Source organism: Microvirga yunnanensis, assembly GCF_025460875.1.
Map to the genome: position 1 here is coordinate 74324 of NZ_JAMXFI010000026.1, position 11144 is coordinate 85467.

Annotated in this window: 10 protein-coding genes and 1 pseudogene; 4 read left to right on the forward strand and 7 right to left on the reverse strand. The window is 67.5% G+C overall.

The window, feature by feature from the left end; genetic code table 11:
• The first annotated feature begins 3 nt into the window (after positions 1-3).
• A complete protein-coding gene (locus NF876_RS15120; RefSeq protein ID WP_262269629.1) occupies positions 4-1059 on the forward strand; it encodes a bifunctional transcriptional activator/DNA repair enzyme AdaA in 1056 nt (351 codons plus the stop codon).
• Positions 1060-1063: 4 nt separating this feature from the next.
• The gene (locus NF876_RS15125) at positions 1064-1825 is read left to right on the forward strand and encodes an isocitrate lyase/PEP mutase family protein (RefSeq protein ID WP_262269620.1); all 762 of its coding nucleotides are present in this window, start codon (positions 1064-1066) and stop codon (positions 1823-1825) included.
• 334 nt (positions 1826-2159) lie between these two features.
• Here NF876_RS15125 and NF876_RS15130 read toward each other — a convergent pair whose 3' ends face one another.
• Positions 2160-3380, reverse strand: coding sequence for an MFS transporter (locus tag NF876_RS15130; protein WP_262269621.1), 1221 nt, complete (start codon positions 3378-3380; stop codon positions 2160-2162).
• A gap of 278 nt (positions 3381-3658) precedes the next feature.
• Here NF876_RS15130 and NF876_RS43155 point away from each other — a divergent pair, with 278 nt between their 5' ends.
• Positions 3659-4882: a CAP domain-containing protein gene (locus NF876_RS43155; RefSeq protein ID WP_315975043.1), complete on the forward strand. Its 1224-nt coding sequence runs from the start codon at positions 3659-3661 to the stop codon at positions 4880-4882.
• A gap of 40 nt (positions 4883-4922) precedes the next feature.
• Here NF876_RS43155 and NF876_RS15145 read toward each other — a convergent pair whose 3' ends face one another.
• The gene (locus tag NF876_RS15145) at positions 4923-5882 is read right to left on the reverse strand and encodes a cation diffusion facilitator family transporter (protein WP_262269622.1); all 960 of its coding nucleotides are present in this window, start codon (positions 5880-5882) and stop codon (positions 4923-4925) included.
• A gap of 100 nt (positions 5883-5982) precedes the next feature.
• The gene (locus NF876_RS15150) at positions 5983-7257 is read right to left on the reverse strand and encodes a dicarboxylate/amino acid:cation symporter (RefSeq protein ID WP_262269623.1); all 1275 of its coding nucleotides are present in this window, start codon (positions 7255-7257) and stop codon (positions 5983-5985) included.
• A gap of 197 nt (positions 7258-7454) precedes the next feature.
• Here NF876_RS15150 and NF876_RS15155 point away from each other — a divergent pair.
• Positions 7455-8560, forward strand: a pseudogene (locus NF876_RS15155) (serine hydrolase domain-containing protein).
• 395 nt (positions 8561-8955) lie between these two features.
• Here the strand turns inward: NF876_RS15155 and NF876_RS15160 are convergent.
• From NF876_RS15160 to NF876_RS15175, 4 genes are all read right to left on the reverse strand, one after another.
• On the reverse strand, positions 8956-9417 hold the full coding sequence (locus NF876_RS15160; protein WP_262269624.1) for a DUF1801 domain-containing protein: 462 nt from the start codon (positions 9415-9417) through the stop codon (positions 8956-8958).
• A gap of 58 nt (positions 9418-9475) precedes the next feature.
• Positions 9476-10198 (reverse strand): LrgB family protein, encoded by a 723-nt coding sequence (locus tag NF876_RS15165; protein ID WP_262269625.1) that lies wholly within the window; start codon positions 10196-10198, stop codon positions 9476-9478.
• Complete coding sequence (locus NF876_RS15170; RefSeq protein ID WP_262269626.1) at positions 10195-10602, reverse strand: CidA/LrgA family protein; 408 nt, start codon at positions 10600-10602, stop codon at positions 10195-10197. The genes NF876_RS15165 and NF876_RS15170 overlap by 4 nt, the downstream gene beginning before the upstream one ends.
• Positions 10603-10656: 54 nt before the next feature.
• On the reverse strand, positions 10657-11144 hold a 488-nt coding region (locus NF876_RS15175; protein ID WP_262269627.1), incomplete at its 5' end, for a sigma-70 family RNA polymerase sigma factor.

Consider the following 11144-nt stretch of genomic DNA (forward strand, 5'->3'; position numbering starts at 1 on the left):
CCCATGCTCCGTGACGACGACACTCTCTTTGCCGCCCTGATCGCCCGCGATCCGTCCTATGACGGGTTCGCCTATGTGGGCGTGAAGACGACCGGGATCTTCTGCCGATTGACCTGCCCGGCCCGGAAGCCGAAGCGCCAGAACGTGGTGTTCTTCTCCTGCCGGGATGCCGCCCAGGACGCAGGCTTTCGTCCCTGCCTGCGCTGCAGGCCCCTCGACCTCAGGCGCCCGACGAGCGGCGCGCTCGACCCCTTGCGGGACCGGATCAGGGCCGAACCGGAGCGGCGGTGGAGCGCCGAGGACGTGCGGGCTCTCGGCTACGATCCTTCCACCGTGCGGCGCGCGTTCCAGCGCGAATACGGCGTGACGTTCGTGCAATATGCGCGCTCGCAGCGGCTCGGACGCGCGGTGAGCACGTTGCAGCAGGGAGGCTCGGTGATGGAGGCCCAGCTCGATGCCGGCTACGAATCCGGCAGCGGGTTTCGCGACGCGATCAGCCGGCTCATCGGCGATGCGCCGATCCGCATGCCGGCCCGGCAGATCCTGACCGCGCAATGGATCGACACGCCCATCGGGGCCATGCTGGCCGTGGCCGACGACGCGGGCGTGCACCTGCTCGAATTCGCCGAGCGCAAGGCGCTTCCGACCGAGATCGCGCGGCTGCGCAGGCGCGTCGGGCCGATCTCCTTCGGGCGGCACCCGATGCTCGATGCGCTCGCCGGGCAGCTGGAGCCGTATTTCGCCGGCCGCTCGGCTTCCTTCACCGTTCCGATCGCTCAGAAGGGCACGCCGTTCGAGACCACGGTGTGGGAGGCGCTGCGGCGGATTCCCGCCGGACACACGCGCAGCTACGGCGAGATCGCCAGGCTCATCGATCGACCCGACGCCCCCCGCGCGGTGGCGCGGGCGAACGGAGCCAACCAGGTGGCGATCGTCGTTCCCTGCCATCGCGTGATCGGCGCCGACGGTTCGCTCACCGGCTATGGCGGCAAGATCTGGCGTAAGCAATGGCTGCTCGAGCACGAGCGACGGATCACGGCAACGATCTCCGAGGGGTAAGGACATGGCGGATCAAATCACCAAAGCGGCGACGTTCAAGGCTCTTCACGTTCGGGGACAGCCGGTCATCCTGTTCAACGTCTGGGACGCGGGCAGCGCCAAGGCGGTGGCCGCGAGCGGCGCGAAGGCGCTCGCCACCGGGAGCTGGTCGGTCGCGGCAGCCCACGGCTTCGACGACGGCGAGCACATGCCGTTCGACCTCGCCATCGCCAACCTGGAGCGCATCGTGGCGGCATCCGACCTGCCGGTCACCATCGATCTGGAGAGCGGCTACGGGGACGGTCCCGACGAGGTCGGGGCGAACGTCGCCCGCGCCGTGCGGGCCGGCGCCATCGGCTGCAATCTCGAGGACGGGTTCCGCGAATCGACCCTGCGCGACGCCGCCGACCAGGCGGCCCGGCTCAAGGGCGCCAGGGCGGCGGCCGACAGGCTCGGGGTCCGGGCCTTTCTGAATGCGCGCACGGACGTGTTCCTGATCGCGTCCGGGGATCAGCACGAGGGCCTCGTCGCAACGGCTCTGGACCGCGCCCGCGCCTATGCGGATGCCGGTGCCGACGGGTTCTTCGTGCCGGGCCTTGCCGACGAGAGGCTGATCGCCCGCATCGTCGAAGGCTCGACCCTGCCGGTGAACATCATGGCGAGCGGGCGGACCCCGGCGGCCGCGCGGCTCGCCGAGCTCGGCGTCGCCCGCATCAGCCATGGACCGGGCCCCTATCGCATGGCGATGAAAGCCCTGGAGGAGGCCGCGCGGGCCGCCCTGATCTGAGGGAGCGCGGCCGGCGACAGGCTCGGGCCCTCTCCCGTCGTGGCCGGGCTCGTCCCGGCCATCCCGATCCGGAAAAGCGCGACGCTCTGCCCATGGGGATCACCGGCACGAGGCCGGTGACGACGTCGCGAGCCATGACGCCCGATGGGCGAAACGTTAGAGCCTCGGACGTGAAAAGTGGACACCACTTTTGGGATTTATCCGAGGCTCATTCTCTTGACCGGCGCATCGGATGAGACGGACCCAGCGGGCCGCGCAAGCGAAAACCGGGTCCACTTTTCACTGGCGTGGCCCTTCGGGTCGCTGACGCGGCCCTCTGGGTCCGTCCGATGCGCTAGAGGCGCTTCTTCTCGATCTTCGGCAGGAAATAGGCCAGGAGGCCGATGGCCGGCAGGAACGAGCAGACCCGGTAGACGGTCTCGATGCTCGTCGCATCGGCCAGCTGCCCCAGGAGCGCGGCGCCGAGGCCCGCCATGCCGAAGGACAGGCCGAAGAAGAGGCCCGCGATGGTGCCGACGCGTCCGGGCACGAGCTCCGTCGCGTAGACGAGGATCGACGAGAAGGCCGAGGCCAGAACGAGCCCGATGGTGACGCTCAGGACCGCCGTCCAGAACAGGTTGGCGTAGGGCATGGCGAGGGTGAACGGCAGGACGCCGAGGATCGAGCCCCAGATCACGTAGCGCCGCCCGATCCTGTCGCCGACGGCGCCGCCGAGAACCGTCCCGACGGCGAGCGAGCCGAGGAAGACGAAGAGATAGATCTGCGCGTCCTGGACGGAGACCTGGAACTTGGAGATCAGGTAGAAGGTGAAATAGTTGGTGAGGCTCGCGACGTAGAAATCCTTCGAGAAGACCAGCAGGATCAGGATCGCCAGCGAGACGGCGATGCGCCGCCGCGAGACGAGCGATCCCGCCTCGGCCGCCCGGGGCCTGGCGCGCATGTCGGCGAGCTTCGCCTGATACCACCGCCCGATGGCGAACAGGATCACCATGGCGAGGAGCGCCACGACGGAGAACCACGCGATGCTCGGCTGCCCGAACGGGACGACGATGAAGGCGGCAAGCAGCGGCCCGAGCGCCGTTCCGGCATTGCCGCCGACCTGGAACACCGATTGCGCCAGTCCATGCCGCCCGCCGGACGCGAGCCGGGCCACGCGGGAGGATTCCGGGTGGAAGACCGAGGAGCCCATGCCCACGAGGGCGGCGGCCAGCAGCAGGACCGGATAGGAGCCCGCCCGCGAGAGCGTCAGCAGGCCGATCAGGGTGAAGCCCATCCCCAGGACGAGGGAGAACGGCTGCGGCCGGCGATCCGTGAAATTGCCCACGAGGGGCTGGAGCAGCGACGCCGTGAGCTGGAACGTGAGCGTCAGAAGCCCGATCTGCCCGAAGTCGAGATGAAAGCTGCTTTTCAGGATCGGGTAGATCGCCGGCAGCAGCGACTGGATCAGATCGTTCAGCATGTGCGAGACGCTGATCGCCGCCAGGATCGGAACGGCGACGCGCTCCACGGGCACGGGCCGGGGCGCGGCAGACAGGGCAGACGTCTGGTTGGTCATCGTTGTTCTTCGTGATGCTGCCAAGCTTGCGGCGAAGCCCGGCCTTGAGGCGTTTCCAGGGTCTGCTATAGACGAGATCGCAATCCCGATCTCCCTCTCATGCTGCAGGTCAGGGTTACGACCCCGGTAGGGCAAGTTTCCTCCTGAACCGACCCGATCGGCCCACCGCACAACCATGTTGCTGACAAGCCACAACTTTTTCCCATTTGGCCCCTAAGCCCCGGCCCAAGGCATTCGCCCGGGCACGGGCCAAATTCATAAGCAACAAGGGGTCTTTCATGTCGCAAGCCACGTCCTACGAGCAATTGATGCTCGAACTGGTGAACCGGGAACGGGCGAAGACGGGGGCACAGCCGCTCGCGTTCAACGGCGATCTCAACGAATCGGCCGATGCGCACACCAGCTGGATGATCGCCACCGACACGTTCTCCCATACCGGATCGGGCGGCTCGACCCCGACCCAGCGCATGACCCAGGCGGGCTACGCCTTCACCGGATCCTGGGCGTCCGCGGAGAACATCGCCTGGGCCAGCATCCGGGCTCCCGAAGGTCTTCAGGACGAGGTGGAGCTGTTGCACACGAACCTGATGAACAGCCCGGGGCACAAGGCCAACATCCTCAACGGGACGTTTCGCGAGATCGGCATCGGCTTCGACACGGGCCCGTACCAGTCATGGAACGGAGCCTTCGTGACCGAGAACTTCTCCCTGTCCGGCCCGTCCGTGTTCGTCACCGGCGTCAGCTTCGACGACCGCGACGGCGACCGCTTCTACGACATCGGCGAAGGTCTCGGCGGGCTCACGGTGACCGCTGTCGGCGCAGGCGGCGTCCATTACAGCACCACCACGGGAAGCGCCGGCGGCTACGGCCTGGCGCTTGCGGCCGGCACGTACGAGGTCACCTTCTCGGGCGGCGGGTTCGCCCCCGTGACCCGGCAGGTGACCATCGGCGCCTCGAACGTGAAGCTCGATCTCATGGATCCGGCGACGGGCACGACGGGCACGACGCCCACGCCCTCCTCGACCACGATCAGCGGCACCGCGGGCAACAACACCCTGAAGGGCACGGCCGCGGCCGACACCATCCTGGGCGACGGCGGCAATGACAAGATCTCCGGCGGCGGCGGCAACGACAAGCTCTATGGCGGGATCGGGAACGATGCGCTCACGGGCAATGCCGGCAACGACCGTCTCTATGGCGAGGGCGGCAGGGACACCCTGAACGGCAGCAGCGGCAACGACATCCTCAAAGGCGGCGCCGAGGCGGACACGTTCCGATTCTCGGGCCAGTGGGGCAAGGACAAGATCGTCGATTTCCAGGACGGCCACGACCACATCGACCTGCGCGGCAACGATCTGAGCTTCCGGGACCTCGCCATCAGCCGCTTCAACGCCGACAGCGACGGCAGGGCCGACGACGTGCTGATCAAGGCCGACGGCCAGTCGATCACCCTGCTCAACGTGAAGCTCGCGCTGATCGGCGCGTCCGACTTCCTGTTCTGAGCGGGAGCCATTCCATCGACGGCGGGCTTTGGAGCCCGCCTCAGGGACCGTCCGACGCCTCGACCATGGCCTGGCGCCGTTGCCGGTAGGTGCCGGTGGTCTGCGGCTTGATGAAGAGCATCGTGATCTCCGGATGGAGGGCTTTGATCCTGGCCTCCAGGCGGGTGACGCATGTCTCGATGTCGGCCGTCGAGAGGGCGTCGACGAAATCCGCGCTCAGGGCGGCGACCACCTGCTGCGGGCCGAGATGCACGGTGATCACGCCGTTGGCCTGCTCGACGGCCGGATCGGCCTGAGCGGCTGCGAGGATCGATCGCTGCACGTCGGCATGCGCCGGCTCGCCGAGCAGCAGACCCTTCGTTTCCCGTGCCAGCATCAGGGCGGTCAGGGCCAGAACGAGGCCGATGCCGATCGACGCGAGACCGTCCAGCTCGGGCCTCTCGAGGGCATGCGCGGCGAAGATGCCCGCGAAGGCGATGACGAGGCCGATGAGGGCCGCGCTGTCCTCGAACAGCACCGTGAAGGTCGTCGGGTCCTTGCTCTCCCTGACCGCCTGAAGATAGCCGAGCGATCCCTTCGCCCGCCGGAACTCCCTCATCGCCACCCACCAGGATCCGCTCTCGAACGCGAAGGAGAGGGCCAGCACCACGTAGTTGGCGGTCGGATTCTCGAGCGGCGAAGGATCGCGCATATGGCGCACGCCCTCATAGAGGGACACGCCCGCGCCGAGAGCGAAGACGAGCAGCGCGACGATGAAGGTCCAGAAATAGATCTCGCGGCCGTACCCGAAGGGATGGGCCAGATCGGGCGGCCGGGAGGCGCGCCGCAGACCGTGGAGCAGCAGCAGCTCGTTGCCCGTATCGACCAGGGAATGCACGCCCTCGCTGAGCATGGCGGAGCTTCCCGTCCAGGCCGCCGCGGCGAACTTGGTGACGGCGATCAGCAGATTGCCGGCCAGCGCCGCATAGACGACTTTCTTGGAGGAGTGCTGGGACGCCATGCTGCCGATGCTCCGATGGGAGCAGAACGACGGAGCATGGCTTCTGTTTCACGGGACGGGAAGCCGGCCGGAGCGGCTTGCTCCGGCCGGCTGCGCATCCTCACTCGGCGGCGACGAGCACCGCCTCGCGGGCCGGCACGGGCGTCTCGACGGCACCGTCGTAGACGGCCTGGTCGAGAACGCGCTCCTCCTTGGCGACGATCACCGGCACGAGGATCTGGCCCGTCACGTTGGTCATCGTGCGCATCATGTCGACCACGCGGTCGATGGCGATGATGTAGCCGATGCCTTCCAGCGGAAGGCCTGCCGTGCTCAGGGTCAGGGTGAGCATGACGATGGAGGTGCCGGGCACGCCCGCGGTGCCGAGCGAGCCCAGAACCGCCGTCAGGCCGATGAGCACGTACTGGGTCAGCGACAGATCGAGGCCGAAATACTGCGCGATGAAGATCGACGCGATGGCCGGGTAGATCGCCCCGCAGCCGTCCATCTTCACGTTGGCGCCGAGCGGCACGGCGAAGCTCGCATAGCTTTGCGGCACGCCGAGCTTCTCGACGGCGACGCGCAGGGACATGGGCAGGGTCGCAAGGCTCGACGAGGTGGCGAAGGCCATCTGCATGGCGGGCGCCGCGCCGCGGAAGAAGCGCCCGGCCTTCAGGCCGTGCAGCTTCAGGAGGCCGCCATAGACCACGAGGATGTGGAACAGGCAGGCGAGGTACATGGCGGCGATGAACTTGCCGAGCGGCAGGAGCGAGGCGAGGCCGTAGCGCCCGACCACCCAGGCGATCAGGCCGAAGGTGCCGATGGGCGTGAGCTGCAGCACCCAGCGCGTGATGCGGAACACCAGCGTGGCGCCCTGATCGACCAGATTGCGGATGCCGGCGGTCTTCTCGCCGAGCGACACGAGCGCTGCCCCGACGATGCCGGCGAAGAACAACACCTGCAGGACGTTGGTATCCGCCATGGCCTTGATCGGGTTCGTCGGCACGATGCCGATCAGCACCTCGAGCGGGGTCGGGATCGTGCGCGGCTTCACCTCGCCGAGGGGCAGGTTGGACAGGCCGAGACCGGGATCGATGAGGTGGCCGAACGCGATGCCCACCAGGACGGCGATCGCCGAGGTGGCGATGAACCAGAACAGGGTGCGAAGCCCCAGGCGCGCCACGTTGCCCGCCTCGGCGAGCTTCGCCACACTGGACGTGATGGTGAAGAACACGAGCGGGATCACGATCATCCGCACGAGGTTCAGATAGAGATCCCCGAGGGGCTTGAACCAGACGGCGGCCTGCTCGCCCGCCAGCACGCCGGCGAGAATGCCGAGGGCGAAGCCCACGGCGACCCGCTGCCAGAGCGGGCGCGTAAACCACGATTTCAACATGTGGATTGCCTTGTATTTACGAATACAAATGCAAATAAGCCGTTGCCGAAGAAAGCACAAATGCCCCGCGCGCAGGTCTGGGAGCGGAATGCCGCATGGAAGGCTGGCGCTCACGATGGCGTGTGAGCCGGTTGCCCCACCGGAACGGCTTTCCATCTCGGGTCTCATCCGACGGCAAACCCATCTCAGACGGATTCATGCGCATCCTCTCACGCTTCGCCCGACAGACCGCCGCCCTGACACTGGTCGCCCTGCTGACCGGCGCCGTCAGCGCGACGGCCCAGCCGGCCTCCCCGCTTCCGGCGGACCCCGAACGGCTGATCGCGGGAACGGTCGGGCGAGCCGCCGAGCTTCCGAACCTGCGCACCCTGATCGTGTCCCGCAACGGCAGCATTATCGCCGAGCGGGCCTTCGGGGGCGCGCGGCTCGACCGCCCCACCAACATCAAGTCCGCATCGAAGACCGTCCTATCGGCCCTCGTCGGCATCGCCATCGAGCGCGGCGTCCTGCAGGGCGTCGAGCAGCCGGTGGCATCGATCCTGGGCGCGAGCATTCCCCCCGATGCAGATCCCCGGATCCGGCAGGTCACCATCGGCCATCTGTTGTCCATGCAGGCCGGGCTGGAGCGGACCTCGGGCCGCCATTACGGGGCCTGGATCGGCAGCGGCAACTGGGTCCGCTACGCTCTCTCGCGCCCCTTCGTGGACGAGCCCGGCGGACGCATGCTCTATTCCACCGGCAGCACGCATCTCCTCTCGGCGGCACTGACACGCGCCTCCAAGCGCGCAGCACACTGGATCTGGCCCGCGACTGGCTCGGCGAGCCGCTCGACATCACCGTCGCGCCCTGGACGCGCGATCCGCAGGGCATCTATCTCGGCGGCAACGAGATGGCGCTCTCGCCGCGCGCGCTCCTGCGCTTCGGCGAGATGTACCGGCAAGGTGGAACGGTCGACGGCCGGCGCGTCGTGTCGGAGAACTGGATCCGTGAGTCGTGGACGCCGCGCACCTCCTCGCCCTTCACCGGGGATGCCTACGGGTACGGCTGGTTCATGCGCGACATGCACGGGCACAGGGCCCATTACGCCTGGGGGTTCGGCGGACAGATGCTCTACGTCGTTCCAAGCCTGGGCCTGACCGTCGTCATCACGTCGGATTCCACCGAGCCGTCGCGGGAGGACAACTATATCGGGCAGCTGCACGCCCTCGTGGCCGACGGCATCGTGCAGGCCTTCCTGCCGACGCCCGGCGACACGACCGGCAGCATAGGCGCGAACGAGCCGGGGCCGGAGAAGCCGCTCTAGCGCATCGGACGTGAAAAGTGGGAACCGGTTTTGCGCGAAAAGATGCTCCAAACAAATGCTTGAAGCATCGGGCGCGAGGTCGAGGACACGTCCGACGCTTGAGACGTCCGTCTCTGACCGTCACCCCTTGGATGTCATGGCCGAGCTCGTCCCGGCCATTCCGATGCGAATGGCGCAGCGTCTCAGGAGATCGAGATCACCGGCACGAGGCCGGTGATGACCTGGAGGGTGACCATCGGAGCGGCACGCCCCTTCCCACATCATGTTCCCACGTCATGCTCCCACGTCATGGCCGGCCTTGTGCCGGCCATCCCGATCGGTTTGAGCGCAACGCTCTTCGGATCGAGATCACCGGCACGAGGCCGATGATGACGTCGAGGATCTCACCGACGCGATCAGGATGAGGTCCCGCTTGGCGCGACAGCCTTCGAACGGGCCGGGCGTGCTCTCGCCGGTTTCGCCCTATTCAACGCGACGGCCGCGCGAACGAGTGCCTTCAGGGCCTCCTCGTCGATCCTGTCGCCCTCACGGAGATCGATGGCGCGCCGGGTGTTACCCTCGAGGCTGGCGTTGAAGAGGCCCGACGGATCCGCGAGCGAGGCGCCCTTGGCGAAGGTCATCTTCACGATGCCTTTGTAGGTCTCGCCCGTGCAGATGATCCCGCCCTGCGACCAGACCGGGACGCCCCGCCACTTCACCTCCTCGACCACGTCGGGAACAGCCTGCCGGATCAGCATCCGGACTCGGGCGAGCGTGGCGCCGCGCCAATCGCCCAGTTCCGCGATCCTGGCATCGATCAGCCGGGACGCGGAGGCCCCTCCGTTCGCGTCCTGCGCATCCCTCGTCATCGTCGTCATGGTTGCTCTCGCTCGTCAGGGGAAGGCGGCCCTCAGGGTGCAGCCCTGGGAGGCGAGCCTAGTCGAGCAGAAGCTTGAGCACCAGAGGCAGGAGCAGCGCCGTCACGAGAGCGTTGAGTCCCATGGCGATGCCCGCGAAGGTGCCGGCCAGCGAATGGACCTGGAACGCCCGCGCCGTGCCGATGCCGTGCGAGGCGAGCCCGACCGCGAAGCCGCGGGCGCGCCAGTCCTTCATGCGCAGGGCGTTCATCAGCGGCGTGACCATGATCGACCCGATGACGCCGGTGAGCATGATCAGGATGGCGGTGAGCGCCGCATCGCCGCCCAGAGCCTCCGTGATACCCATGCCCACGGGAGCGGTGACCGATTTCGGCGCCAGCGAGATGAGGATCGGGGTCGGCATGCCGAACAGCTTCGCGACGCTCACGGCCGACACGATCGCCGTCACGGAGCCGACGACCAGCGCCACCACCATGGGCACGATGGCGCGCAGGACCACGCGCCTGTTCTCGTAGAGCGGAACGGCCAGCGCCACGGTCGCCGGCCCGAGCAGGAAGTGGACGAATTTCGCGCCCTCGAAATAAACCGGATACGACGTGCGGGTCGCCCACAGCACGAGCCCGACCGCGACGACCGAGATCAGCACCGGATTGCACAGGGGATGTCGCCGGAAGGCCTGCGAGACCCGGTCGGCGACCACGTAGGCTCCGAGCGTCACCACGAGCCAGAGCAGCGGCGTCTGCGAGAGGTAGACCCAGAGGGAAAAGGCCTGGTCGCTCATGGCTTCTCCCCTGCCGTCGAATCGTCCCCCGCTTCCATGGTCGAACCGCTCAGGCGCGATACGACCACGAAGGTCGCCACCGTCACGACGAGGGTCACGAAGGTCGAGACCACCAGCGCCACGATGAGCCCGACGCCGTATTCCGCCAGCACGTCGAGCCTCTGCACGACGCCGACGCTCGCCGGAATGAACAGGAGCGAGAGATGGGCGAGCAGGCCCCTGCCGGTCGAATCGAGGGCGCGGCCGAATTCCGGCACCCGCCCTCGGATCCGGTCGCGCAGCATCAGGAAGGCCAGCAGGAACAGCATGCCGAGCACCGGTCCGGGCACCGGCCACCCGAACCCGCGCGCGACCACCTCGCCGAGGAGCTGGCACAGGAGAATGATGGTGAGGCTGATGATCATGACGATCGGTAATGAACGAAAAAGGCGGGCCTGACGCCCGCCTTCTCAATGTGCTCAGTTGTCCAGGAAGCTCCGGAGCTTGCGGCTCCGCGAGGGGTGCTTGAGCTTGCGCAGGGCCTTCGCCTCGATCTGACGGATGCGCTCGCGGGTCACCGAGAACTGCTGGCCGACCTCCTCGAGGGTATGGTCGGTGTTCATGCCGATGCCGAAGCGCATGCGCAGCACGCGCTCCTCGCGCGGGGTGAGCGAGGCGAGGACGCGGGTCGTGGTCTCGCGCAGGTTCGACTGGATCGCTGCGTCGATGGGCAGGATCGCGTTCTTGTCCTCGATGAAGTCCCCGAGGTGCGAATCCTCCTCGTCGCCGATCGGCGTTTCGAGGGAGATCGGCTCCTTGGCGATCTTGAGGACCTTGCGGACCTTCTCGAGCGGCATGGCGAGCTTCTCGGCCAGCTCCTCCGGGGTCGGCTCGCGGCCGATCTCGTGCAGCATCTGGCGCGAGGTGCGCACGATCTTGTTGATCGTCTCGATCATGTGCACCGGGA

Bases quoted from the DNA above. Each gene is read 5' to 3' on its own strand.
- NF876_RS15165 (WP_262269625.1), bottom strand. From the start codon at position 10,198: ATGAGCGACCAGGCCTTTTCCCTCTGGGTCTACCTCTCGCAGACGCCG.
- NF876_RS15125 (WP_262269620.1), top strand. From the start codon at position 1,064: ATGGCGGATCAAATCACCAAAGCGGCGACGTTCAAGGCTCTTCACGTT.
- NF876_RS15145 (WP_262269622.1), bottom strand. From the start codon at position 5,882: ATGGCGTCCCAGCACTCCTCCAAGAAAGTCGTCTATGCGGCGCTGGCC.
- NF876_RS15130 (WP_262269621.1), bottom strand. From the start codon at position 3,380: ATGACCAACCAGACGTCTGCCCTGTCTGCCGCGCCCCGGCCCGTGCCC.
- NF876_RS43155 (WP_315975043.1), top strand. From the start codon at position 3,659: ATGTCGCAAGCCACGTCCTACGAGCAATTGATGCTCGAACTGGTGAAC.
- NF876_RS15150 (WP_262269623.1), bottom strand. From the start codon at position 7,257: ATGTTGAAATCGTGGTTTACGCGCCCGCTCTGGCAGCGGGTCGCCGTG.
- NF876_RS15120 (WP_262269629.1), top strand. From the start codon at position 4: ATGCTCCGTGACGACGACACTCTCTTTGCCGCCCTGATCGCCCGCGAT.
- NF876_RS15160 (WP_262269624.1), bottom strand. From the start codon at position 9,417: ATGACGACGATGACGAGGGATGCGCAGGACGCGAACGGAGGGGCCTCC.
- NF876_RS15170 (WP_262269626.1), bottom strand. From the start codon at position 10,602: ATGATCATCAGCCTCACCATCATTCTCCTGTGCCAGCTCCTCGGCGAG.